Genomic DNA, 25,321 nt, shown 5'->3' on the forward strand with positions numbered 1-25,321 from the left:
TAAGCCGATGCGTCGCGCCGAGGAGTCACTGTTGAATCATCCCATCGATAACCCGAACGACGTCGTGTTGCTCGCGCCGTTCACCGGCCCCGTCGTCCCGCTCGCCGACGTGCCGGACCCTGTGTTCGCGGAAGGCATGTTCGGCGACGGCATCGGCATCGATCCGCTCGATGGCGTGCTCGTCGCGCCTTGCGACGGGACGGTGACGCATCTGGCGCGCACGCATCACGCGGTCACGTTGCGCACGCCGCACGGGGCGGAAATTCTCGTGCATATCGGCATCGATACGGTCGAATTGGGCGGCCAGGGCTTCGCGCCGATGATCGAGCAGGGCGCAACCGTGCGCGCGGGTCAGCCGCTCATCGAGTTCAATGCGGATTTCGTCGCGCAGCACGCGCCGAGTCTCGTCTCCGTTATTGCCGTCGCCAATGGCGATGCCTTCGAAGTCATCGAGCGTGCCGGTCGCGGCATGTTGAAGGCTGGCGCACGCATGCTCGTGCTGCGCGCGAAAGACGGCGCCAGGGCCGAAAGCGCGCGTTCGAGCGCGAACGTGACGGAAGAAGCGCGCCGCACGTTGACGCTCGGTCACGCGGGCGGTTTGCATGCGCGTCCGGCGGCGCGCGCGCGCGAAGCCGCACGCGGTTTCGATGCAAAGGTCGAGATCCGTTATCAAGGCCGCAAGGCGCCGGTGGAAAGCGTCGTCGGGTTGCTGGGTCTCGGCGCGGGCGAAGGCGCGACCGTCGAGCTGCTGGGTATCGGCGCGCAGGCGAAGGAAGCCGTCGAAGCCGTCGCGGCGGAGTTGCTGCGCGCGGGTCAGGGCGAAGTCGAAGAGTCACCGGCACGCGCGAAATCGCCCGCGCCGGTCGTCGCTGCGAGCGCGGTCGCGCAACCGCTCGCGCCGAACACGCTTGCGGGCGTGTGCGCGGCGCCGGGCATCGCGGTCGGGAAACTGGTGCGCTGGGACGATAAGGAAATCGTGCCGCCCGAAGCGGCCACGCAATCGTCGGCGGCGGAAAGCCGTGCACTCGACCGCGCCATCTCGCAAGTCGATGCCGAACTCGACGAAACCGTACGCACCGCATCGCAACGCGGCGCGGTCGGCGAGGCGGGAATCTTCGCGGTGCATCGCGTGTTGCTGGAAGACCCGACGCTCGTCGATGCCGCGCGCGATCTCATCAGCCTCGGCAAGAGCGCGGGCTTCGCGTGGCGCGAGGCGATCCGCGCGCAAATCGCGCTCTTGAACAACGTGAAGGACGAACTGCTCGCCGAACGCGCCGCCGATCTGCGCGATATCGAGAAACGCGTGCTGCGCGCGCTCGGCCACACGAACACCGCCGCGCGCGAATTGCCCGCTGAAGCCGTGCTCGCGGCTGTCGAATTCACGCCTTCCGATTTGTCTTCGCTCGACCGCACGCGCGTGACCGCGCTCGTGATGTCGCGCGGCGGCGCCACGTCGCATGCGGCGATCATCGCGCGACAGGTGGGCATTCCGGCCCTCGTCGCCATCGGCGATGCACTGCACGCGATTCCCGAAGGCACGCAAGTGGTCGTGGACGCGTCGGCGGGACGTATCGAACATGCGCCGACCGAACTCGATGTCGAACGCGCGCGCAACGAACGCGATCGTCTTTTGAACGTGCGCGAGGCGAATCGCAAGATGTCGGGACAGGCCGCGACGACCCGCGACGGTCACGCCGTCGAAATCGCCGCGAACATCGCCACGCTCGAAGATGCGCAAGCCGCTGTCGAAAATGGCGCCGACGCGGTCGGCCTCCTGCGTACCGAATTGCTGTTCATTCATCGTCAGTCGGCGCCGACGCCCGGCGAACATGCGTCGAGCTATCAGGGAATCGTGGATGCGCTGCAGGGCCGCACCGCGATCATTCGCACGCTGGATGTCGGCGCGGATAAGGAAGTCGATTATCTGACGCTGCCGCCCGAGGAAAATCCGGCGCTCGGTCTGCGCGGCATTCGCCTCGCACAAGTGCGGCCCGATCTGCTCGACGATCAACTGCGTGGTCTGCTCGCCGTGAAGCCGCTCGGCGCGGTGCGCATTCTTCTGCCGATGGTCACCGACTCCGGCGAACTGCAACGCCTGCGGGTACGGATCGACGAACTGGCGCGCGAAGCGGGCCGCACGGAACCGATCGAAGTCGGCGTGATGATCGAAGTGCCGTCAGCGGCGCTGCTTGCCGATCAGCTCGCGAAATACGCGGATTTTCTGTCCATCGGCACCAACGACCTCACGCAGTACACGCTCGCGATGGACCGTTGCCAGCCCGATCTCGCCGCGCAATCCGACGGCCTGCATCCGGCCGTGCTGCGGCTCATCAAGACGGCCGTGCAAAGAGCGCAAAAGCACGGCAAGTGGGTCGGCGTGTGCGGTGCGCTCGGCGGCGATCCGCTCGCGGTGCCGTTGCTGATCGGCCTCGGCGTGACGGAATTGTCGGTCGATCCGGTGGCGGTGCCCGGCATCAAGGCGCGCGTGCGTAATCTCGATTACCAGCTTTGCCGGCAGCGCGCGGAAGACGTGCTCGCGCTCGAATCCGCGCAGGCAGTAAGAGCGGCCAGCCTTGAAATCTGGCCGCAAGACTGACGAACGCAGTCATCCCCAAGCAGCAAAGACAAGACCTATATCTTTTGGAGAACCCCGATGGACGCTAACCCGTTTGCAAAGATGCAGCGCCTGGGCCGAGCCCTGATGCTGCCGATTGCCGTACTACCGGTAGCCGGCCTGCTATTGCGTCTAGGCCAGCCCGATGTCTTCAACATCAAGATGATCGCCGACGCGGGCGACGCCATCTTCACGAACCTGCCGCTTCTGTTCGCCATCGGCGTGGCGGTCGGTTTCGCGAAGGACAACAACGGCACGGCGGGTCTTGCCGGTGCCATCGGCTATCTCATCGAGATCGCCGTGATGAAGGACATCAACGACAAGCTCAACATGGGCGTGTTGTCGGGGATCGTCGCGGGCGTGGTCGCGGGCTATCTGTATAACCGCTACAAGGACATCAAGCTGCCGGAATATCTGGCGTTCTTCGGCGGCAAGCGTTTCGTGCCCATCGTCACGGGGGTCGCGTGTCTCGCGCTCGGCATCATATTCGGCTACATCTGGCAGCCGGTGCAGGCGGCTATCGACCTGGCCGGAACGTGGCTCACGACGGCGGGCGCGCTCGGCACTTTCGTCTTCGGCGTGCTGAACCGCATTCTGCTGGTGACGGGTCTGCATCACATCATCAACTCGCTCGCGTGGTTCGTGTTCGGCTCGTTTACGCCGCCGGATGGTGGCGCGGTCGTTCATGGCGATCTGCACCGCTTCTTTGCCGGCGATAAAACCGCGGGCGGCTTCATGACGGGCTTCTTCCCGATCATGATGTTCGGCCTTCCGGCCGCGTGTCTGGCGATGTTCCACGAAGCGCCGAAAGAGCGCCGCGCGGTCGTCGGCGGCCTGCTGTTTTCGATGGCGCTCACCGCGTTCCTGACGGGCGTGACCGAGCCGATCGAATACAGCTTCATGTTCCTGGCTCCGGTGCTTTACGCGATCCATGCGGTACTTACCGGCGTGTCGCTCGCGATCTGCTCGGCGCTCGGCATTCATCTGGGCTTCACGTTTTCGGCGGGTGCGATCGACTACGTGCTGAACTACGGTCTGTCGCAACGCGGCTGGATGGCGATTCCGCTCGGGCTCGTCTACGGCGTGATCTATTACGGCCTGTTCCGCTTCTTCATCCGCAAGTTCAACATGGCGACGCCGGGCCGCGAGCCGGCCACGACCGATGCCGAAACGTCCGCCACGCCGGTTGCAGGCGGCTACGGCACGCCGCTGCCGGGTGCAGCGAACACGCGCGCCGCGAAGTACATTGCGGCGCTGGGCGGCGCGTCGAACCTGACGCTCGTCGATGCCTGCACGACGCGTCTGCGTTTGTCGGTGGCGGATACGGAGAAGGTGTCGGAAGCGCAGTTGAAGAGCATCGGCGCGCGTGGCGTGCTCAAGCGGGGCGCGACGAACGTGCAGGTGATCATCGGACCGGAAGCGGACATCATCGCCGATGAAATTCGCGGTGAACTCGAACATTCGTCGACGCGCGGAGCGACGCCGGCTTCGTCCGCTCCGGCGGCTGCTTCGGTGGCTTCTGCGAACGTTGGCGCCTTCGATCAGACTGCCGGCCCGCTCGATCCCGATCCGCTGCGCTGGCTGGCGGTGTTCGGCGGCGCGACCAATGTCGTCACGCTCGATGCCGTCGCGCAAACGCGACTGCGCGTGGTCGTGCGCGATCCTTCGGCGGTGGATCGTCAGCGCCTGTCGACGCTGGATGTCGCGTGGGTGTCGGCGGATACGTTCCACATTGTCGTGGGCGCGGCCGCGCAGCGTTACGCGGCACAACTCGCGACGCGCGTGCCGGGAAGTGGCGGCGGGGCATCGCCGTTGCCGGCTTGATGCGAGATTCGGTCTGGTTTGATGAACGGCGCTTTCGGGCGCCGTTTTTTTATGCCTGGCAAGTTTTGCGTGACAGGCGGAGTTCTTTGTTCGGGAGATTGAGCGGCTGAGTCACCGAGAGCCAAGAACCACGAAGCACGAAGCACGAAGCACGAAGCACGAAGCACGAAGCACGAAGCACGAAGCACGAAGCACGAAGCACGAAGCCAAGAAGCCAAGAAGCCAAGAGGCCAAGAGGCCAAGAGGCCAAGAGGCCAAGAAGCCAACGCCCAAGCCGATTCACTTGTACTTCAAGTCCTGCCGCACAGCCCTTTGCGCCGATGCCAACAAGCGTCATGGACAGAAAAAAACGCCAAGCACTACATTGCTCCGCGCGCCGCCATCGATAGACGAAAACAAAAACCCGCTGTCCTTTCGGAACAGCGGGCTTCGAACTTACTTCAGCACCGAACTACGGTCATCGAGCTACCGCGATATCACGCGTACTCGGCCAGCGCGGAACGCATCTTCTTCATCGCGCTCGCTTCGATCTGACGGATACGCTCAGCCGATACGCCGAATTCGTCCGCCAATTCGTGAAGCGTCATCCCGCCCGAGCCGTCGTCCTGCACTTCGAGCCAGCGCGCTTCGACGATACGGCGGCTACGCGCATCCAGCGATTCCAGCGCGGAAGCCAGACCGTCGCTTTGCAACTTGTCGAACTGACGCGCGGCGATGACATTCGTCGGCTCGCTATGCGAGTCAGCCAGATAGGCGATCGGCGCATAGGCTTCCTCGCCATCTTCGATCTGGCCTTCGAGCGCGATATCTCCGCCCGACAGACGCGTTTCCATCTCGGCGACTTCCTCGCGCTTCACGTTCAACTGGCTTGCCAGACCTTCGATTTCCTCCGGTGTGAACGCCGAAGTGCCGGTCTTGTGGCTGCGCAGGTTGAAGAACAGCTTGCGTTGCGCCTTGGTCGTCGCGACCTTCACCATGCGCCAGTTGCGCAGGATGTACTCGTGAATCTCCGCCTTGATCCAGTGCATGGCGTACGACACGAGGCGTACGTTTTGTTCCGGATCGAAGCGCTTGACGGCCTTCATCAGACCGATATTGCCTTCTTGGATCAGGTCCGCGTGCGGCAGACCATAACCCAGGTAATTCCGGGCGATGGACACGACAAGGCGCAGGTGCGAAAGCACCAGTTGCCGCGCCGCATTCAGGTTGCCCTGTTCGCGAAACTCGGTGGCGTACTGACGCTCCTCTGCTTGCGAAAGCATTGGAATGCGGTTCACCGCTTGTATGTATGAATCGATGTTGCCGATCTGGCCGGTCAACATGGACGATTGTGCGTACGTCAGCGCGCCTGCCGAAGTTGCCTTGGCAGGTGCCGAGCTAAGAACATTCGGAAGGGTCATCGCATTGGACACGCTCATAAGCTCCTTATCAACAAATGCCTGTTGCCGCAAAGGCGCGGCAAGTCAGACATGATATTAGCACTCCGCTTCAACGAGTGCTAAGTGTTAGAGGGGAAACGAATGTGAGAGTTCCCACAAAGCCTATCAACTTTGTGGATTCATAGCCGAGCACTGTATCCGAATCGTACCATTGTTACCGATTCGTCGCGTGCGATAGAATTAGTTACCTTACTTTGACGTAAGGAAGACAGGATATTCAAGCAAATAGGCTAATGGCAATCATTCGTGCAATTATGAGACGATGAATCTACAATGCGCGAAGCCCGCTTGGCGGCTCGACTCGTCAAACCCACAGATGGGGTGTCCATGCAGAAAAATAAAGGCCCTTGGCGTCATCTGTTGTCCCACGGCGCAATTGCCCTGTTGCTAGGAGTCACGTCGGCGGCAGCGCATGCCGACCGCTTTGGTTTGCAAATCGCGGGCGGCGTGGCCGATCGCGACATCAAAAAGGCGGATCTCGGCTTCGTATGGGACCCGAATCTGACCTGGTGGGAAATCGGCGGCTTCCACTTCACCTTGCTCGGCGAAGGTCACGTTGCCTACTGGCACTCGCAGGAAAGCAACGCCGTGCACCCGAACATCTGGGAATTCGGTGTGACGCCGGTTCTGCGCTTCGTGAAGAGTTCGGGATATATCCGGCCGTTCATTGAAGCGGGCGTCGGCGTGCGGCTTCTGTCGCATACGCGAATCACGACGGATTTCACGGTGTCGTCCGCGTTCCAGTTCGCGGATATGGTCGGCGTCGGTGCGATCTTCGGCGAGAAGCAGAACTATCAGGCGGGCTTCCGGTTTCAGCATCTGTCGAACGCCAGTATCAAAGAGCCGAATCCTGGTATAAATTTCAGCCAGCTATATCTGCAATACAACTTCTGACGGGGCGCCGGCGCATCGGTTTCTCGACACAAGGGGAACCGACAGATGCCGGCAAAATCCATGGAGGCCATTCGAGGCCTCGAGCGCGATCGCTTCCGGGCGATGGTCGACAGCGACGGCCCGGCTCTGGATGCGCTTCTCGCCGAGAACGTCAGCTACGTTCACACGAACGGCAAGCGCGAGACGAAGCGCCAGTTCATCGACGCGATCACCGCTGGTCGACGCCGCTATCGGCAGATCGAGATCCAGTCGCAGGACGTGATCGTCGCCGGCAAGGACACCTGCCTCGTCTCGGGACGGGCGCTGATCGAGATGGAATCGAAGAACGGCGCGCTGCTGTTTCCCATTGCCTATACCGCGGTTCACGTTCAGACCGACGGCCAATGGCTGCTGCTAGCCTTGCAGGCGACGCGCGTGGCGCTGGAGTAGCCGCCGCGCGCGACGTCGAGGCATCAAGCCTCGACCGCTTCGTCTTGCCGCTCTGCCTGACGGCCCAATGGTTTCGACCGATTCACCGCACTGACGACCGCATCCACGACAGCCAACGCCGGATTCGCGTGCACCGCGACGCCGAAGCGCAACGGCTCGTCGCCGACGCGGCAGCCTACGAAGACGGCCGTATCGCCGCTCGCCGTTACCGCCGTTTCGAACCAGCTCACGTTTGCCGATACATCGAAACACGCCGCCACGGCTTGCGCGTAGACATCGCCGCTCGTCGCGCCTGATGCCGGCGGCACCGCGACGTTGCGCCCGAACACGGAGAGCGTCGCCGCATCGACGCGCGCGACCACGCCGCCCGCGTCGAAGTATTCTTGCGTGAAGAGTGTGCAGATTGCGTCACCGGTGACTTCCTCGCCCGACATGTCCGCAAGTCTTTGCACGGCGTGGCTGAACTCGATCTGCACGCGGCGCGGCGGCGTGAAGCCGAGCCCGCGTTCGAGCAGATAAGTCGCGCCACCCTTGCCGGACTGGCTGTTCACGCGGATCACGGCGTCGTAGCTGCGACCGAGATCGGCGGGATCGATCGGCAAATACGGCACTTCCCAGACCGTGCCCGGCTGACGCTGCGCAAAACCCTTGCGGATGGCGTCCTGATGCGAGCCCGAAAACGCCGTAAAAACGAGATCGCCCGCATACGGATGACGCGGATGCACCGGCAACTGATTGCAGCGCTCGACGACGCGACGCACCGAGTCGATATCGGAGAAATCGAGGCCCGGATCGACGCCCTGCGTGTAGAGATTGAGCGCAAGCGTGACGAGGTCGACGTTGCCCGTGCGCTCGCCGTTGCCGAAAAGACAACCTTCGACGCGTTCCGCGCCCGCGAGCACCGCAAGCTCCGCGGCCGCGACCGCCGTCCCGCGATCGTTATGCGGATGCACCGAAAGCACGATGCTGTCGCGATAACCGAGATTGCGGTCCATCCATTCGACCTGATCGGCGAATACGTTCGGCGTCGCGGCTTCCACCGTGGCCGGCAAATTGACGATCATCTTGTGATCGGGCGTCGGACGCCACATTTGCGCGACGGCGTCGCAGACTTCACGCGCGAACGGCAACTCCGTCATGCTGAAGGTCTCGGGCGAGTACTGGTAGGTCCAGCGCGTCTGCGGCCGTGCATCGGCGCATTCCTTGATGATGCGCGTGCCTTCCACCGCCAGCGCCTTAACTTCTTCCTGCGACTGATTGAACACGATGCGCCGGAACGATGGCGCGATCGCGTTGTACAAGTGCACGATCACCTTGCTCGCGCCCTCCGCTGCCTCGAACGTGCGCTCGATCAATTCGCGGCGCGATTGCACCAGCACTTCGATCGTCACGTCGTCCGGGATGCGCTTCTCGTCGATCAGCTTGCGCACGAAATCGAAATCCGTCTGCGATGCCGACGGAAACCCCACCTCGATTTCCTTGAAGCCCGTTGCCACCAGCATCTCGAAGAATACGAGCTTTGCGGCGATGCTCATCGGCTCGATGAGCGACTGGTTGCCGTCGCGCAGATCGGTGCTCATCCAGATGGGCGCTTTTTCGATCGTGCGGTTCGGCCAGCGGCGGCCATTCAGGCGGACTTGCGGAAACGGGCGGTATTTCTCGGCGGGGTTCGGCATCATGATCGTCGATCTCTCTTCGGACAGTTTGCGTAGCGTCTGCAAGAGATGCCTTGACCGGCGGCTGGCCGGCAATGGCGCGATGCACGTGAGACAGCGCCTGGCGAGCGTACACGTTGCGTCCCGGCGATGGTGACGCCTGCGACCAACGTGAACGTGCGCGAAGCAGCGTGCATTTGACCCTCGCGTTTTCAGTTCGCAGGATGAGCGAGCCGAAAAGCTGACGACTACAAGTGGTAAGGAAGGAACTACGAGAACTACTGGCAGGACCGCGCGCCTTGACGACGCGAGGCGCTACGCCTGGCGATTTACGCTAGACGTAGCGATAGGGGCCGCGCTAGGCGGCCCGAAATAATTCGGAGGGAGGAAGACTGGGTGAGACGCATATTTGCACTCTAAACCACTGCTTAAGATCGTGTCAAATACGTGCTGAATCTTTTTGCAATCGGCACAAGCCGAATCCGGGGCACTCAGACCGGCTTTCGAACGATCCCGGCGATGACTTCCACCTGACGCGCGATGGCGGGCGGCACGGGCACGTCGCCGCGCATCACGCTTTCGATCCAGCGCGCGGTGATCGCGGCATCGAGCGACTCGGGCAAATCGATGGGCGGCGCATCCGGTTGCGAATGTTCGGGCGAAATCAGCGTTTCCGCGTGGCCGTCGTGGAACCAGTCGACCTGGACTTGCCGGCGCGTGTCTGCCACCGCTTCGCCTTCCGTGCCGCGCGCGAGCAGCGCACCACCGGCAGCGGCGTCCGGATGCTCGGTGAAAAGCCCGGTCAGGCTTTCGCGATATTCCGGATGCGTGTAGTTCACGAGCCGCAAGCCCGGATCGGCGAACGGCTGAAGAATCTTCACGAGCGTATGCGTCGAATTGCGCACGCCCATCACGCGGCGCAGTTTCAAAAGGCGCGCGAGCTTCGGCGCGAGCGAGGCGATCGGCGCGAACGCGAGCCGGCGGGACGCGAGACTATCCTCGATTTCGTCGCGGGAAGCCGCGTGCGGAATGCCGAGTTCGCCGAAAATCGCGGCGCTCGTCACGCGGCCGGGATCGTCGACGACACCGTGCACCAGCACCGGCACGCCTTCGCGCGCGAGCAAAAGCGACAGGAGCGGCGTGAGATTGGGCTGCTTGCGCGCGCCGTTGTAGCTTGGAATCGACACGGGCCGCGCATGTTCGCGGCCTTCCTGCACGTGCAGCGGCTCGAACGAGCGATGCGCGGCGGCAAGCATAGCGGCGAGTTCGGCTGATGTCTCGCCCTTCACGCGATAAGCGAGCAGCACGGCGCCGAGTTCGATATCGGACACGCGGCCGTCGAGCATGGCTTCGTAGAGCGCGTAGGTGTCGTCGCGAGACAATGCGCGCGCGCCGTTCGGCCCGCGGCCGATTTCCTTGATGTAGCGTGCGCAGGCAAAGTGGTTGGCGGGGGTTTCTGTCTCTGTCATTGGCGGCTTGCGCGGGCCGCAGGCTCGATGTTCAAGTTCGTGAGCGATGCGGCACGCGAGTTCGAAGGAGCGGGATAGACCTTCAGTATCGCATTTAAGCGATGCTGGCAAGTTGCCAACGCCGAATCCGTTCGCGCCGGTAAGCCCGCTGTCGGCTCGGCGAAAGCACGCGAATGCCCGCGAAAGCCCGCCAGACAAGCGCCGCCACGATTCGGCCTCGCGCGTTACACTCGCTCTCTCGCCGCGCGTTCGCACCGAACGAGGCGGCAACCCAGAAAACAGCAAAAGGAGAGCGGAATGAGTTACGTGTTTCCTCCGGCGCCCGCAGCGGCGGTGCCAGTCGACGGTTCGAGCGAGCAATTCCCGGTGCGCCGCATTTACTGCGTCGGCCGCAATTACGAAGCGCACGCGCGTGAAATGGGCCACGATCCCGACCGCGAACCGCCGTTCTTCTTCAGCAAGCCCGCCGATGCCGTGCTGTATGTCGCGCCGGGAGCCACGGGCGAGTTTCCGTATCCGTCGCAGACGAAAAACCTGCACTTCGAGATGGAACTCGTCGCCGCTATCGGCAAGCAGGGCAAGGACATTCCCGCCGACGAGGCGCTCGATTACGTCTACGGTTACGCGCTCGGCCTCGACATGACGCGTCGCGACTTGCAAGCCGAAGCGAAGAAAATGGGTCGCCCGTGGGATACCGCGAAGGGTTTCGACCGCTCCGCGCCCATCGGTCCGATTCATCCGGTATCGAAAGTCGGGCATCTGGAAAAAAGCGCGATCTGGCTGACCGTCAACGGCGAGGAAAAGCAGCGCTCCGACATCTCGCAGCTGATCTGGTCGGTCGGCGAGACGGTGGCTTACCTTTCCACGCTTTTCGAACTCTTCCCTGGCGATCTCATTTTCACCGGCACGCCCGAAGGCGTCGGCGCGGTGGTGAAGGGCGATCTGCTCAAGGGCGGCGTGGAAGGTATCGGCGATTTCTCCGTGCGCGTGGTTTGAGGCTCACCCGTGAAGCTCTATAGCTACTTTCGCAGCTCGGCGGCGTATCGGGTGCGTATCGCGTTGAATCTGAAGGGGCTCGGCTACGAGTACGAGGGCGTTCATCTGCTGCGCGAAGGCGGTCAGCAACTGAAGCCCGAATACCGCGCGCTCAATCCGGACGGCATCGTGCCGACGCTCGTCGATGGCGCTGACGTGCTCACGCAGTCGCTCGCGATCATCGAGTATCTGGAGGAGACGCATCCGCAGCCGCCGCTGTTGCCCGAGCGCCCGGTGGATCGCGCGTTCGTGCGTTCGGTCGCGCTGCAGGTCGCGTGCGAGATTCATCCGCTCGACAATCTGCGCGTGCTCAAATACCTCAAGCACGAAGTGAAGACGCCTGATGACGTGAAGGACGCCTGGTACCGGCACTGGGTGGAGGCGGGGTTCGAATCGCTTGAGAAGCGGCTGGCGCGCGACGAGCGCGTCGGCGCGCTCACTTTCGGCGATACCCCGACCGTCGCCGATTTATGCATCGTGCCGCAGGTGTTCAATGCGCGACGCTTCGGTATCGATCTGAATGCGTATCCGACGATCACGCGCATTGCCGATCACGCCGGCCAGATCGACGCCTTCGCGCGCGCCGCGCCTGGCCAGCAACCGGACGCCGAATGACGGCGGTGATTCCGGCGGGTGCGCTGTCGAGTTATCTGTCAGGCGCGGGTTTGGGCGCGAGTCTGATCGTCGCGATCGGCGCGCAGAACGCGTTCGTGTTGCGGCAGGGTCTGAAACGCCAGCACGTGGGGATCGTCGTGGCAATCTGCGCGGCTATCGACGTCATGTTGATCGGGCTTGGCATTGGCGGAATGGGCGCGCTGATCGAACGTGCGCCGGTTCTGCTCGACGTGATCCGCTGGGCGGGCGCGGCTTTCGTCTTTCTGTACGGCGTGCGGGCGTTTCTCGCGGCGTGGCGCGGGCCGGGACATTTGAATGCCTCGGAGCGCGATTCGCAGACGGCGGCTGGCGCGGCGGCAACGGTTTTTGCGTTGTCGCTGCTGAATCCGCATGTTTATTTGGATACCGTGGTGCTGCTAGGTGGAATCGGCGCGCGCTATGCGTGGCCGGGAAACGCGTGGTTCGCGGCGGGCGCGATGTGTTCGTCGGTCGTCTGGTTCACGGCGCTAGGGTACGGCGCGCGGTTGCTAAAACCGTGGTTCGAGAAGGACGTGTCGTGGCGCGTGCTGGATGTGATCGTCGGCTGCGTGATGTGGTGGATTGCGGGGACGTTGGTGGTGGCGCGGTGAAGAGTCCAGCGCGCCATGAAGCAAGCCGACGCTAGAAGCGGCGTCCTTTGTCTATCCATTCCTGTGTCTTGATCATCGGGAGACGATATCTTGCACAGTTGAACGCTTCGAGGTGCTCGAGTTCTGTCCTGAGCATTCCGTTGAAAGCGGCCATATCGGTTTCGGATAAGCCTGCGCCTTCGACTGCCTGATTCAAGGTAGAACCGAAAAACACGATCTGTCGAATCGCTTCACCAAGCTGCTCACGATAGCGGGCTCTCAACGGGTCTGGGCCGCCCATGGACTCGACGATGACCTGATATTTATCGATCGAGCGGCGGTAGGTCCACTCGAACAAATCGATTGCCAAAGTGACGTCGAGTCGCTCGTAGACGCCTATCATCGCCAGCGCGTAATCGCTTTGCTCGACGTCGAGGAAGGACAAGGGTGCGCAATTCGACAACATGAGCGGCATATTTGCGCTCAGGCGACTAGTGCGCTTGTTCCCGTCGACGAAAGGCTGCAGATACGCGAGATTCACCCAAACGAAAAACGCTGCTTCCACAGGATTATGGATTCGAGTCGCTTTATCGATGATTTGCAAAAGCATCTCTTCGAGCAGCTTCGGCACCTGACTGGGCATGTACACCGACCCATGAATGCTAACGATCTTGCTTCGGATAGCACCGAGATCGGCTGCATCCGGCAGAAGATCGCGCATGAGCAGACTCTGCAAATTTCGAACGACAGGCACCGTCATGCCTTCGGTGGGAACCGCATCGACCATGAATTCGATCGCTTCCTTGTGATTCAAAAGCATGGTCGCGTCGCGGTCATCGGTTTCCGTTCGTCCCCTTTCGAACAGTTCTCGCGTATCTAGCAGGGTCTTCTGATTGCCTTCGAGTCGCGATGACGACCATGACAAGTCGATGAGCAGTTGTTCCAAAACTTTTCGCGCATATGTTCCGGCAGGCTGTTGATCCTGCGACTTGCCTTTTGAATACAGATCTTCGGCTAGAGCGGCGGGCAGTAGACCGCCGAAATTCGGCCGATAAGCATCGACAAATGAGCGTTGATAAGAGACAGGTTGTCGCATTCCCAGCGGAGCCGACAGCGCGGCAATCAGTTTCCGCGCTTCGTCATCCAACGCACGATAGCGTGTACCGGCAGGCCCGCGGAGTTCCTCTTGCACCTCGACCAACGACGAAGAATTGGGCGTTCGATAGATGGTCGACCTTCCCGCGCCTTGTCGCTCCAGTGAGCCTTGCGCGACCAGCCGGGCCAGAGCGCGGTTGACTGTCGGTCTGGACCACGGCCCGATGCTTGCCTCGATGACGCCAGCAGAAACACCGGGATCACCCGCCTCGATGCGTTGCGCTACGCACTGGACGATGGCTAGAAGAAGCGATTGGTCGATCATAACGGCGCCGATGATAAGAATAGCTTAATCTTATCATCGGCTTGATAAGATTGATAAGATTGATAAGATTAACGCCGATCTCATCGAATCTCATCAGCGCCACACCTCACCCCAACAACGCGTCCGCGAACTCTTCCGCGCTGAACGGCTGCAAATCCTCGACCTTTTCTCCAACGCCGATGAAATACACCGGAATCGGCCGCTGACGCGCGATAGCCGCGAGAATGCCGCCTTTCGCCGTGCCGTCCAGCTTGGTCACGATAAGACCCGTCAAGCCGAGCGCGTCGTCGAAAGCCTTCACTTGCGCGAGAGCGTTCTGTCCCGTGTTGGCATCGATCACGAGCAGCACTTCGTGGGGCGCGTCGGGCATCGCCTTGGCGATCACGCGGCGCACCTTGCGCAGTTCTTCCATCAAATGCAACTGCGTCGGCAGGCGGCCGGCGGTGTCGGCCATCATCACGTCTATCTTGCGCGCGCGGGCAGCGCCCACGGCGTCGAAGATGACGGCGGCCGCGTCGCCGCTTTCCTGCGCGATCACCATCACGTTGTTGCGCTCGCCCCAGACCGTGAGTTGTTCGCGCGCGGCGGCGCGGAATGTGTCCCCGGCGGCGAGCAGCACCGACTGATTGAAATGCTGCAGATGCTTCGCCAGCTTGCCGATACTCGTCGTCTTGCCGACGCCGTTTACACCCGCGATCATCATCACGAGCGGTTGGGCGCGGCCGAGCATCAGCGACTTTTCGAGCGGACGCAGCAAGTCGATCAAGAGCACGCGCAGTGCGGCCTTCACTTGCGTGGCGTCCGTCAAACGCTCGGCGCGCACTTTTTCGCGCAAGGATTCAAGCAGATATTCGGTGGCATCGACGCCCGCGTCGGACATCAGAAGCGCGGTTTCGAGCTCCTCGTAGAGATCTTCGTCGATCTTCGCGCCGACGAAGATTCCCGTGAGGCTCGTGCTCGTCTTCGATAACCCATTGCGCAGACGCGCGAGCCAGGACTTGCGCGCGGCCGGATCGGGCTCGGGCGGCGGCATGATTTCCTCGCTCGCCTGATCGGTCTCGGGCGCGCGCAGCCATTGAGATTCGGTGCGGCCTTGCCAGTATTGCGTAGGCTCTGCGGCCGAAGGCGCCGGTGCTCGATGTGATGATGTGTTTGCAGCTTCAGCCTGATGCGGCTTCGCGTTGCCGCCATGAACATGTTCGTCAGACGCCGCCGCGTCGCCGCGAATAGCTTGCGTGTTCGAGGCCGCCGCGTCTTCACCATGAACATGCTCGCCCGACGCCTCGTCCTCTAATGCAACCGAGGAACCGTCGTCGTCCGCTTCGAGGTTGTCCTCTTCCGGCGTGTAGAGCGGCTCGTCAGCCGGCTTTTTGAATCGTTTGAAGAAGCTGAACATAGTATGTGAGGAGAGCGCGCGTGCTTGCCGGTTCGCGTCTACGCGCCGATGCGCTCGCGTTTGCGCGGCTCGCGCTGAGATGTGTAAGCCGCGTATTTTATCAGGCGCGGCCCGACGCGCCTGTGCGCCTCCCGGCACGACGCCGCGCTGTGGTAACGTGGGCGCTCACGGCCCGCGCCAGTCGCCGGGAACAGTCAAAACGCCCATCGGCCGGGCCGCGCGCCAGTCTCACTCAATCTCTTTTATGTCCCGTTCGTCCGACACTCGTCCGCATATTCCGGCCCGTTCCTCGGCCTCTTCGAGCCGCGCGTCATCGCGCAGCGGCAAGCCGCACACCATTCGCATCATCGGCGGAAACTGGAAGCGCACGCCGCTGCCCGTCCTCGATCTCGACGGTCTGAGACCCACGCCCGACCGTGTTCGCGAAACGCTCTTCAACTGGCTCGGCCAGGACCTCGATGGCCAGCGCTGTCTCGACCTGTTCGCCGGCAGCGGCGCGCTCGGTTTCGAAGCCGCGTCGCGCGGCGCGGCACGCGTGCTCATGGTCGAGCGTAGCGGCCGCGCGGTCGCGCAACTCAAAGCGAATCAGGCGCGGCTGGATGCGCGCAACATCGAGATCGCCGAAGCCGACGCGCTGCGTCTGGCTCGCAGTCTCGCGCCAGGCTCGTTCGATGTCGTGTTCCTCGATCCCCCTTTCGGCGATCAGGCTTTGCTCTTGCGCGCCCTTGAGATCGCCGCGCCGCTCGTCGCCGCAGATGGCGCGCTCTACGTCGAATGCGGCGATTCGCTGGAACCGGCGAGCATCGACGCTCTGGCGGGCTGGGAAATCACGCGCGAAGGGAAAGCGGGCATGGTTCGCTATCATTTGCTGCGCCGCCAAAATGATGAATAATGCGCGTTCCCCGATCTGGCGCGCCCGGCGCGTTCGGACGGGGGCGGGGAAAATGGGCCATCGCTGTCACGCGGTCCAAGGTAAATAAAAGAGGAGAAAGCTCATGGTTGTCGCCGTGTACCCGGGAACGTTCGACCCGCTGACGCGCGGGCATGAAGACATCGTCCGGCGCGCATCGAGCATTTTCGATACGCTGGTAGTCGGCGTGGCCGACAGTCGCGCGAAAAAGCCGTTTTTTTCGCTGCAGGAACGGCTGGATATCGCCCACGACGTGCTCGGGCATTATCCGAACGTCCAGGTAAGCAGTTTCACCGGGCTACTAAAAGATTTCGTGCGCAAGAACAACGCGCGCGTGATCGTGAGGGGCCTGCGCGCCGTATCGGATTTCGAGTACGAGTTTCAGATGGCCGGCATGAATCGCTATCTTTTGCCCGACGTCGAAACCATGTTCATGACGCCGTCGGACCAGTACCAGTTCATTTCGGGCACCATCGTGCGCGAGATCGCCCAGCTTGGCGGCGATGTGAGCAAGTTCGTGTTTCCATCGGTGGAGAAGCGGCTGACCGACAAGGTCGGCGTGGCCGCCCAGAAAGATCCTTCGGCGCCTTGAGCGCCGGGTCCGCGTATCAGCGCTCGCGCGATGCGCGGACTCCATGCCGGAACATCGCCGGCGCAAGAGAGTGAAGCATCATGTCTTTGATCATTACCGACGAGTGCATCAACTGCGACGTGTGCGAGCCCGAGTGCCCGAACGACGCCATTTCGATGGGTACGGAGATCTACGTGATCGATCCGAACAAGTGCACGGAATGCGTCGGCCACTTCGATGAGCCGCAGTGTCAACAGGTGTGCCCCGTCGAATGCATTCCGCGCGACCCGGCGCACGTCGAGTCGCCGGAGCAGTTGATGGACAAATGCCGCGCGTTGATGGCGGCGAAAGGCGAGTAACCGCCTTATTTCTGTTCTTACGCGCCGGCGAGTTCGGTCAGTGCAGCGACGAGCGCATCGCATTCGTCTGGCGTGCCGACCGTTATCCGCAAATGCTGGTCGATGCGCGGCAGCTTGAAATGCCGCACGAAGATTTCCTTCGTTCGAAGCGCGGTGGCGAGCGCGAGCGCGTCGTGCGCGGGGTGTTTCGCGAAGACGAAATTCGCCGCCGACGGCACCACTTCAAATCCCAGCGCGCTCAATTGCGCCGTCAACTTGTCGCGACTCGTGACGACTTTGCCGCAACTCTCCTCGAACCACGCGCGGTCTTCATACGAAGCGAGCGCCGCTACTTGCGCGAGCCGGTCGAGCGGATACGAGTTGAAGCTGTCCTTCACGCGCGTTAGCGCTTCGATCAGGCTTGCATCGCCGAATGCGAAACCCACGCGCATGCCCGCAAGCGAACGCGCCTTCGAAGTCGTGTGCACAACCAGCAGATTGGGATAAGCATCGACCAGATTCACGGCCGATTCCGCGCCGAAATCCACGTACGCTTCGTCGATGATGACTGGCGCATCCGGATTCGCCTTCAGCAGCACCTCGATTTCGGAGAGCGGCAGGGCGCGGCCCGTCGGCGCATTCGGATTCGGCAACAGCACGCCGCCGCCTGGCGCGCGGTAATCGTCGGTATCGATACCGAAATCCGCGTTCAGCGGGATCGCCTCGTATTCCACACCGTACAACTGGGCATAAACCGGATAGAAGCTGTACGTGATGTCGGGAAAACGAATCGGCCTGTCGTGTTTCAAGAGCGCCTGAAACGCGTGCGCGAGCACTTCGTCCGAACCGTTCCCCGCGAACACCTGCTCCACGCGCAAACCGTGATGCTTCGCCACCGCCTCACGCAACGCGCGCGCGGTCGGATCTGGGTACTTGCGCAGCGACGCGCCGTCCTTGCCGAGTTCGCGCGTAATCGTCTCGACCACGCGCGGCGACGGCGGATACGGATTCTCGTTGGTGTTGAGCTTGATGGGATGTGCCAGCGCGGGCTGTTCGCCCGGCACATAAGGCGTCAGTCGATGGACGATATCGCTCCAGAAACGGCTCACGGTCTGCTCCAGTGGAAGTCAGGGATTGCGATGCAGGTTCATCATCGCGCGTTCGTTTTCGCCCGCGACGACGAAGGGCATGACGGCGAGCGCGCGCTCGATCGACTGATCGATCACGTCCTGCTCTTCGCGGCGCGGCGGCTTCAGTACGAAATTGGCGACGTCCGGCTTCGCGCCCGCACGCGCGCCTTCGGGAATCAGATCACGCGGATGCCCGATGCCAATGCGCAGCCGCCAATATTGCTGCGACGACAGATGTGCGGAAATATCCTTGAGCCCGTTGTGGCCTCCGCTGCCGCCGCCCAGCTTCATCTTGACGGTGCCGGGCGGAAGATCGAGTTCGTCGTGTGCGACGAGAATCTCATCGGGAAGAATCTTGAAGAACTGCGCGACCGCAACCACCGATTGTCCCGAGCGGTTCATGAACGTCTGCGGTTCCAGCAGATGGATTTCATGCGCGTTCAGACGTCCGCGCCCATAGTGACCGTGAAAGCGGCGCTCGTCGCGCAGACTCGCGCCGGCGTCGCGCGCCAATTGGTCGACTAGCCAGAAGCCCGCGTTATGGCGCGTCGCGGTGTATTCGGCGCCCGGATTTCCCAGGCCAACGATCAGCTTGATCATGTCGAATCATCGCAGGCTAAGAAGCCTGCTCGTATCGTTTGGTGTTGATGCGAAAAAAAACCCGCCGAGGCTTGCGCGCCGGCGGGTCACGTCGACCGTTCTTGCGAACGGATCGAGAGGATAGCGATACTTCGCTAGCTGATGCGTTTTACTCAGCAGCCGGCGTTTCACCCGTGGCTTCGTCCGTCGAATCCGACACGACAGCAGCCGGAATGGTCGCCGATGCAACCACCGGGTTTTCCGCTTCGATCGCGATCGTCAGGCTCACGCCCTTCGGCAGCGGGATGTCCTTTGCGTGCATCGTCTGGCCGGCTTCGATGGTCGCCAGATCGATTTCCAGGAACTCGGGCAGGTCTGCCGGCAGGCATTCCACTTCCAGTTCCGTCACGACGTGCGAGATCACCGCGCCCGCGAGCTTCACGGCCGGGTTGGTCTCTTGATTCATGAAGTGCAGCGGCACCTTGGTGTGCAGCTTCTTGTTCGCGTCGACACGCTGGAAATCCACGTGCAGCACCAGTTGCTTGAACGGGTGATATTGCACGTCGCGCAGCAGAACTTGTTGCGAACCGCCAGCGACTTCCAGTTCCAAAATCGACGAATGGAAAACTTCCTTCTTCAGCGCGTGCCACAGGGCGTTGTGGTCCAGTTCGACCAGTTGAACGTCCTTGTCCGCACCGTACACAATAGCCGGGGTCTTGCCCGAATTGCGCAGGCGGCGGCTCGCACCCGTACCTTGCTTGCTACGCTCGAAAGCGACGACTTTCATTTGAAACTCCTATATCTGCCCGCGACCAGGCAGTGAAAATCGGGATCAACGAAAATGCGCTGATCCCACAACAACGGCAAGAACCTTCGTTCGTTCCTGCCGATCATGCAAAAACGCGAAGCTCGTGCTCCGCGTTCCTTGCTAATTCTTGCTCAACCTTCCGCGAAAAGCGACATGACCGAGTCGCCGCGCCGGATTCGGGAGAACGTCTCGGCGAGCAGACCCGCGCTCGACAGCGGACGAATCTTCGGGCACGCGAGTGACTCCGCCGACAACGGAATGGTGTCCGTCACCACGAGTTCGTCCAATTGCGACGCCGCGATACGCTCCGCCGCGCCACCCGACAGCACCGGATGCGTGGCATATGCGAAAACTTGAGTCGCGCCGCGATCTTTCAGCACTTGCGCTGCCTTGCAGAGCGTGCCGGCGGTGTCGACCATGTCGTCCATGATGACGCAGGTACGGCCTTCCACTTCGCCGATCACGTTCATCACTTCGGCGACATTCGCTTTCGGACGACGTTTGTCGATGATCGCGAGATCCGTATTCAACTGCTTGGCGAGTGCACGTGCGCGCACCACGCCGCCGACGTCCGGCGATACAACCAGCAGATGATCGTGATTTTGCTTACGCAGATCGCCGAGCAAAACGGGCGTAGCGTAAATATTGTCGACGGGGATGTCGAAGAAACCTTGAATCTGGTCGGCGTGAAGGTCCATGGTGATCACGCGATCGACGCCGGCAATTTCCAGCATGTTCGCGACGACCTTCGCCGAGATGGCCACTCGCGCCGAACGAGGACGGCGGTCCTGACGCGCATAGCCGAAATAGGGGATGGCTGCAGTGATCCGGCCTGCTGATGCGCGCTTGAGCGCATCGACCATGATCATGAGTTCCATCAGGGTGTCGTTCGTCGGTGCGCAGGTGGACTGCAGAACGAATGCGTCTTTACCTCGAACGTTTTCCTGAATCTCGACCATGATTTCGCCGTCGGAGAAACGGCTGACCATCGCTTTGCCGAGAGGAATTCCAAGGATCTTGACGACTTCCTGTGCAAGCGCGGGATTTGCGTTGCCAGTAAATACCATCAGGCCGTCACTGCTCATCGTGCACCTGTCTGCGGCTGGAGGCGAGAGGAAAAACGCGAGAAAAGGAATGGCAGGGGAGGAAGGACTCGAACCCTCGCATGCCGGAATCAAAATCCGGTGCCTTGACCAACTTGGCGACTCCCCTACACAACTTTGAGTCTCGCCGGGAAGTGTAGGACATACCCGGCAAAACGAAACCTATGACGCGAAAGCAAAGAGAGGATGACGTTCCAGACTGCTTGTCACCACGCTCTTCCAGCTTGCCGGGAGTTTGGCTTGCGCCATCTCTGCTTCGGCTCGGCTCGGGAAAGCGGCGAACACGCTTGCTCCAGATCCGGTCATTCGCGCGGGTGCGAGATTGGAAAACCACTCGAGCACCTGTGCAACTTCCGCGTACTTTCTTGCAACTACAGCCTGCATGTCATTTCGACCGAAGCTGTCTGGCCAGTTAGTGTCTGACTTTTGCGCTGCAAGAAAGTCCGTCATTGTGGCGACCTTCGTATCCCTTGTCAAGGCCTTTTCCGAAAAAATCGCCGAGGTCGGGACGTGAACTGAAGGAGTAACTACCAGGAAAAAACGCTTGGGCAGAACGACTGCCTGCAGCGCTTCGCCAACACCTTCTGCAAAAGCATTTTGCCCAAAGACAAAAAACGGCACGTCCGCGCCGAGTTGCAGGGCGAGATTCTGCAGAATCTCACGCGAAAGATCAACACCCCAGAGACGATTCAACGCTAAAAGAGTCGTTGCCGCGTCGGAACTTCCTCCACCAAGCCCCGCGCCCATCGGCAGATGCTTGTCGATCTCGAGCTCGACGCCAAAGCGACTGCCGGTGTGCTTCTGCAGCAGGCGCGCCGCGCGCACGGCCAGATCGTCCGCTTCCGGTACGCCCGGCACGAGCGTCTTGCGCGTAACGATGCCGTCATCGCGTCGCTTGAAGTGCAGCATGTCGCCCCAGTCAAGCAACTGGAAGACAGTCTGCAGCGAGTGATAGCCATCCGGACGACGGCCCGTGATGTGCAGAAAGAGGTTCAGCTTGGCGGGCGCGAGGCAGTTGCAAAGCGAGTCGTGAGTCGATGACATTTCTGATGCGAAGGCGTTATTCATCGAGCACCAGCTTGATATCGAGCGGCGGTTCCGAGCGGACCAGGTTCACGCGCTTGACGCCCGTCGCGGGCGCGTCGGCATAGGCGAGATAGTCGATGGTCCAGCCGTCCTGTCTGATCTCTTTGGGGCGGCCGTTGTTGGCTTCGGGATCGAGCGTGGTCTGCGCGCGCGAGGTTGGCGCCGCGGACGGCTGCAGCCAGTAGCGCAAGCCCTCGACCGGCAGCGCGAAGCCAAGCGTGTTCTGCATCAGCTCCGACACGTTCTCGGCGTTCACTGGCGGCCGGTTCGGCAGTTCGAGCGTCGCGAGCGACGGCGACGAAGTGACGATCGCCATGGTCTGGCCGAGCGGGTTGCGCAACTGGAGCGTCACCGTGTCCCCGGTTTCCTGCCAGTCGAAGTTGCCGTAGGCGTTGCGCGTCGTGCCGTTCTGGTCGTTGTACTGCACGGCGAAGCGTCCGTGATACGCGCGGCTCGTCTGCGTGGTGAGCGAAGTCGTCTTATCCGATGTGGTCGGCAAACGCGGCTGCAATGCGCAACCGGCAAGCATCAACACGGTCGCGGCCGTGAAACCGAGCGCGCCTTTGCGCATGAAACCGCGCGACGCGCCGGCAATGAAATCGAAAGCCATCAAAGATCGTTTACCTGAAGTCGTTTGAGCGTTTTGACGAGCGTGTCGTTGTCGGGTTCGAGCTTCTGCGCCTGACGCCACGTGGCGCGCGCCTGATCCTGCTCCCCGGACTTCCACTGCACCTCGCCGAGATGCGCGCCGATCTCCGCGTTCGGCTGAATCTTGTAGGCGTCCGAGAGAATTTTTTCGGCTTCGGCCGCGTTGCCCTGGCGAAAGCGCGCCCAGCCGAGGCTGTCCATGATGAAGGCGTCGTTCGGCGCGAGCGACACCGCCTTCTCGATCAGCTTCACCGCTTCGTCGACGCGCTGGTTGCGATCCACGAGCGAGTAGCCGAGCGCGTTATATGCCTGCGGATTGCTCGGGTCCACGCGCATGAGCTTGCGCAACTGCGTTTCCATTACGTCGTAGTGACCATTCTTTTCGGCGGCCATGGCGTAGTCGTAGGCGAGATCCGGATCGTCCGGGAACGCGGCCACGGCCTTCGCGAGATTCGCTTCCGCTTCGTCGTAGCGATGCGCCTCGAAAAGAATCGCCGAGTCGGTGCGCGCGAGCAATGCGAGGTCGCGCGGATCGGAACTTTGCAGGCCATTGAGAAGCGATCGCGCTTCATCCACCTTGCCTTGCTTCGCGAGCAGTTGCGCGCGCGTGATCTGCGCGGGCAAATATTGCTGGCTCGTGCGCGGAATCTTGTCGAGCCACTGGCTTGCTTGCGCCTCGTCCTTCTGTTCGAGCGACAGTTGTGCGAGGTAGATGTAAGCCTGTCCCGGATCGCCGTTGGGCGACGCCTCCGCAGCCTGCGCGTACTGCTTGAGCAGGTCCTGCGCCTTGTCGAACTGCTTCTTCTGAATGTCGATGAGCGCGAGCGCCATGAGCGGCGTCAGATCTTTCGAGTCGTTCTTGCGCATGATCTCGAACTGCTTCTGCGCGTCGTCGAGCCGGTCCGACGACAGATACAACTGCGCCAGCGCGAGCCGCGCGTCATGCGACTTCGGATTCTTGTCGAGATACTTCTCGAACGAAGCGATGCCTTCCTTGCGCTCTTCCGGGCCCATGCGCGCGAGCGTGAGCGCCGCGGGCAAGTAATCCGGGCGCAGCTTCAACGCCTTTTCCAGCGATGCCTTCGCGCCCGGCTGGTCGTCCGCGAGCAACTGCTGACGGGCGAGCGCGAGTTGCGTTTCGGGCAGATCCAAGTCGTTCGCGGAGAGATCCTTCAGGACATTCAGGCCGCCTACGCGATTCGGTCCGCGAGCAAGCAGCGTCTGCAACGAAAGAATGGCTTCGCCGCGTTGCTCGGCCGGAACCTTGGCGAGTTCGTTTTGCAGCGTGGGCTTCGCGTCGTCGGGCTTGCCGGACACGATCAACAACGAAGCGCTCAACTGCGCGGCGCGCTCGGAATGCGGCGCAAATTGCTGCCAAAGCTGCGCGGAGGTCATTGCGTCGGTGGGGCTCTGCGCGGCAATGGCGATTTCCGTGGCGCGCTGAGCGAAGCGTGGATCATGCGTGTCGCGCGCGAGCGAGAGGTAAGTCTGATAGGCGGGCGCGGCCTGGCCGCGCTGCAAGGCGACTTCCGCCGCCAACACCTGAAAGACGATCTGGCTGGATGCCGCCACGTTCGGCAAATCCTGCGACTCCGCGTTATTGACAGGCGCGGTCAGAAGATCAGACGCGTTTTGCGCCGCAGCCTGATCGTCGGTGCTCGGCACGGGTGTCGCGTTCGGTACCTGAGCGTGCGCGGGCGTGAAAGCGATCGCGGACAATGCAACTGCAATCGCGCCGGCCATGCGCGTGAACCGCGCCCTTGACCGTGCACGCGATCGGATGAGGCCGGCCTGACGCAACGTATTCAGTTTGATTTCGAACGGGTTCATGGAAATCCAGACGATGTTTCGGTCGATTGTAACGCGGTGGCTAAAATACCGGCACACTCGTCCCAGCAAGACGCTCTCCAGGAAATATGCCAGAACTGCCGGAAGTAGAAGTCACCCGTCGCGGAATCGAACCGTATGTCGCCGGAAGGCGCGTCGAGCATGTCGATGTGCGTACGCCCGCGCTGCGCTGGCCCATTCCGGCGCATCTCGCAAAGACGCTCGCGCGCCTGAAAATAGAGAAGGTCGAAAGGCGCGGCAAATATCTGCTTTTCGAGACGGCCGAAGGCTGGCTCATCGTGCATCTCGGCATGACAGGCACGTTGCGCGTCTTGCGTAACGTGCCGCGCCCACCGGATGCCGCCAAGCACGATCACGTCGATATCGTGTTCGATGACTTCATCCTGCGCTTTCGCGATCCGCGTCGCTTCGGCGCGATTCTGTGGCACGCACGCGCCGATGGCGACGTCCTCGCTCATCCCTTGCTCGCGAGTCTCGGCGTCGAACCGTTCTCGCCCGAATTCTCGGGCGCGCTGCTGTTTCGCGCGACGCGCGGGCGCAAGGTGTCGGTGAAGCAGGCGCTGCTTGCGGGTGGAATCGTCGTGGGCGTGGGTAATATCTACGCGTCGGAGAGCTTGTTTCGCGCGGGCATTCGTCCGACGACTGCCGCCGGGCGCATCTCGCTCGTGCGCTACGATCTGCTCGCCGATGCCGTGCGCGTGACGCTCGCGGCGGCGATCGAAAAGGGCGGCAGCACGCTGCGCGACTTTGTCGGCAGCAATGGCGAATCGGGCTACTTCCAGCTCGACTATTTCGTCTATGATCGCGCCGGATTGCCCTGCCATGTTTGCGGCACCGCCATCAAGCAAATCGTCCAGGGGCAACGCTCGACGTACTTCTGCCCGCGCTGCCAACGTTGAACT

General features: G+C 61.9%; 23 protein-coding genes and 1 tRNA gene. 11 read left to right on the forward strand and 13 right to left on the reverse strand.

The features are described from left to right. Positions 1-7 precede the first annotated feature (7 nt). Together ptsP and nagE are read left to right on the forward strand one after the other, a co-directional pair. Entirely contained in the window at positions 8-2,596 is a 2,589-nt protein-coding gene (gene ptsP / locus P9250_RS19935) for a phosphoenolpyruvate--protein phosphotransferase (protein WP_310394757.1), read from the forward strand. Positions 2,597-2,653: 57 nt separating this feature from the next. Continuing rightward, complete coding sequence (nagE, locus tag P9250_RS19940) at positions 2,654-4,438, forward strand: N-acetylglucosamine-specific PTS transporter subunit IIBC (RefSeq protein WP_250491731.1); 1,785 nt, start codon at positions 2,654-2,656, stop codon at positions 4,436-4,438. Positions 4,439-4,914: 476 nt separating this feature from the next. Here nagE and rpoH read toward each other — a convergent pair whose 3' ends face one another. Beyond that, positions 4,915-5,850, reverse strand: a complete 936-nt coding sequence (gene rpoH / locus P9250_RS19945) for an RNA polymerase sigma factor RpoH (RefSeq protein WP_310396815.1) — start codon at positions 5,848-5,850, stop codon at positions 4,915-4,917. A gap of 354 nt (positions 5,851-6,204) precedes the next feature. Between rpoH and P9250_RS19950 the strand changes: the two genes are divergently transcribed. Both P9250_RS19950 and P9250_RS19955 read left to right on the forward strand, forming a co-directional pair. Then, positions 6,205-6,771, forward strand: coding sequence for an acyloxyacyl hydrolase (locus tag P9250_RS19950; protein WP_284502949.1), 567 nt, complete (start codon positions 6,205-6,207; stop codon positions 6,769-6,771). 45 nt (positions 6,772-6,816) lie between these two features. Continuing rightward, complete coding sequence (locus P9250_RS19955) at positions 6,817-7,200, forward strand: nuclear transport factor 2 family protein (protein WP_250508523.1); 384 nt, start codon at positions 6,817-6,819, stop codon at positions 7,198-7,200. 23 nt (positions 7,201-7,223) lie between these two features. Here P9250_RS19955 and leuA read toward each other — a convergent pair whose 3' ends face one another. Both leuA and ybiB read right to left on the reverse strand, forming a co-directional pair. After that, a complete protein-coding gene (gene leuA, locus P9250_RS19960; RefSeq protein ID WP_310394760.1) occupies positions 7,224-8,879 on the reverse strand; it encodes a 2-isopropylmalate synthase in 1,656 nt (551 codons plus the stop codon). A 467-nt stretch (positions 8,880-9,346) separates the two neighbouring features. Further along, positions 9,347-10,324, reverse strand: coding sequence for a DNA-binding protein YbiB (ybiB, locus tag P9250_RS19965; protein WP_244826899.1), 978 nt, complete (start codon positions 10,322-10,324; stop codon positions 9,347-9,349). Positions 10,325-10,621: 297 nt separating this feature from the next. On the opposite strand from ybiB, the gene P9250_RS19970 reads away from it, so the two are divergent. Genes P9250_RS19970 through P9250_RS19980 form a run of 3 tightly spaced genes read left to right on the forward strand, consistent with a single transcriptional unit; the run spans position 10,622 to position 12,603 of the window. Then, positions 10,622-11,320 carry a fumarylacetoacetate hydrolase family protein gene (locus P9250_RS19970; protein ID WP_250462832.1) on the forward strand — a complete coding sequence of 233 codons (699 nt, stop codon included), beginning with the start codon at positions 10,622-10,624 and terminating at the stop codon, positions 11,318-11,320. A gap of 9 nt (positions 11,321-11,329) precedes the next feature. Beyond that, entirely contained in the window at positions 11,330-11,974 is a 645-nt protein-coding gene (maiA, locus tag P9250_RS19975) for a maleylacetoacetate isomerase (RefSeq protein WP_250491734.1), read from the forward strand. Beyond that, positions 11,971-12,603: a LysE/ArgO family amino acid transporter gene (locus P9250_RS19980; RefSeq protein ID WP_250462836.1), complete on the forward strand. Its 633-nt coding sequence runs from the start codon at positions 11,971-11,973 to the stop codon at positions 12,601-12,603. Before maiA ends, P9250_RS19980 begins: the two co-directional genes overlap by 4 nt. 31 nt (positions 12,604-12,634) lie before the next feature. Here the strand turns inward: P9250_RS19980 and P9250_RS19985 are convergent, their stop codons facing one another. Then, complete coding sequence (locus P9250_RS19985) at positions 12,635-14,002, reverse strand: Fic family protein (RefSeq protein WP_310394764.1); 1,368 nt, start codon at positions 14,000-14,002, stop codon at positions 12,635-12,637. A 106-nt stretch (positions 14,003-14,108) separates the two neighbouring features. Then, a complete protein-coding gene (gene ftsY / locus P9250_RS19990) occupies positions 14,109-15,398 on the reverse strand; it encodes a signal recognition particle-docking protein FtsY (RefSeq protein ID WP_310394766.1) in 1,290 nt (429 codons plus the stop codon). Positions 15,399-15,642: 244 nt separating this feature from the next. Here ftsY and rsmD point away from each other — a divergent pair, with 244 nt between their 5' ends. From rsmD to P9250_RS20005, 3 genes are all read left to right on the forward strand, one after another. Next, positions 15,643-16,290: a 16S rRNA (guanine(966)-N(2))-methyltransferase RsmD gene (rsmD, locus tag P9250_RS19995; RefSeq protein ID WP_310394768.1), complete on the forward strand. Its 648-nt coding sequence runs from the start codon at positions 15,643-15,645 to the stop codon at positions 16,288-16,290. Between the two features lie 103 nt (positions 16,291-16,393). Next, positions 16,394-16,900, forward strand: coding sequence for a pantetheine-phosphate adenylyltransferase (coaD, locus tag P9250_RS20000; RefSeq protein ID WP_244826906.1), 507 nt, complete (start codon positions 16,394-16,396; stop codon positions 16,898-16,900). Between the two features lie 80 nt (positions 16,901-16,980). Next, entirely contained in the window at positions 16,981-17,238 is a 258-nt protein-coding gene (locus P9250_RS20005; protein ID WP_310394770.1) for a YfhL family 4Fe-4S dicluster ferredoxin, read from the forward strand. A gap of 17 nt (positions 17,239-17,255) precedes the next feature. Here the strand turns inward: P9250_RS20005 and hisC are convergent, their stop codons facing one another. The 8 genes from hisC to P9250_RS20045 form a co-directional block, all read right to left on the reverse strand. Next, a complete protein-coding gene (gene hisC / locus P9250_RS20010) occupies positions 17,256-18,326 on the reverse strand; it encodes a histidinol-phosphate transaminase (protein WP_310394772.1) in 1,071 nt (356 codons plus the stop codon). Positions 18,327-18,344: 18 nt separating this feature from the next. Next, a complete protein-coding gene (gene pth, locus P9250_RS20015) occupies positions 18,345-18,947 on the reverse strand; it encodes an aminoacyl-tRNA hydrolase (protein WP_310394774.1) in 603 nt (200 codons plus the stop codon). 148 nt (positions 18,948-19,095) lie between these two features. Next, on the reverse strand, positions 19,096-19,713 hold the full coding sequence (locus P9250_RS20020; RefSeq protein WP_244826910.1) for a 50S ribosomal protein L25/general stress protein Ctc: 618 nt from the start codon (positions 19,711-19,713) through the stop codon (positions 19,096-19,098). A 152-nt stretch (positions 19,714-19,865) separates the two neighbouring features. Next, on the reverse strand, positions 19,866-20,819 hold the full coding sequence (locus P9250_RS20025) for a ribose-phosphate pyrophosphokinase (protein ID WP_310394776.1): 954 nt from the start codon (positions 20,817-20,819) through the stop codon (positions 19,866-19,868). A gap of 50 nt (positions 20,820-20,869) precedes the next feature. Further along, positions 20,870-20,946 (reverse strand) — tRNA-Gln (locus P9250_RS20030). 53 nt (positions 20,947-20,999) lie between these two features. Beyond that, entirely contained in the window at positions 21,000-21,881 is an 882-nt protein-coding gene (gene ispE / locus P9250_RS20035) for a 4-(cytidine 5'-diphospho)-2-C-methyl-D-erythritol kinase (RefSeq protein WP_310396818.1), read from the reverse strand. A gap of 16 nt (positions 21,882-21,897) precedes the next feature. After that, entirely contained in the window at positions 21,898-22,533 is a 636-nt protein-coding gene (gene lolB / locus P9250_RS20040; protein ID WP_310394778.1) for a lipoprotein insertase outer membrane protein LolB, read from the reverse strand. Next, positions 22,533-24,401: a tetratricopeptide repeat protein gene (locus tag P9250_RS20045; RefSeq protein WP_310394780.1), complete on the reverse strand. Its 1,869-nt coding sequence runs from the start codon at positions 24,399-24,401 to the stop codon at positions 22,533-22,535. The genes lolB and P9250_RS20045 overlap by 1 nt, the downstream gene beginning before the upstream one ends. Before the next feature lie 86 nt (positions 24,402-24,487). Between P9250_RS20045 and mutM the strand changes: the two genes are divergently transcribed. After that, on the forward strand, positions 24,488-25,318 hold the full coding sequence (gene mutM / locus P9250_RS20050; protein WP_250491739.1) for a bifunctional DNA-formamidopyrimidine glycosylase/DNA-(apurinic or apyrimidinic site) lyase: 831 nt from the start codon (positions 24,488-24,490) through the stop codon (positions 25,316-25,318). The last annotated feature ends 3 nt before the right edge of the window (positions 25,319-25,321 follow it).

The organism is Caballeronia sp. LP006, from assembly GCF_031450995.1.
GTDB lineage: Bacteria > Pseudomonadota > Gammaproteobacteria > Burkholderiales > Burkholderiaceae > Caballeronia.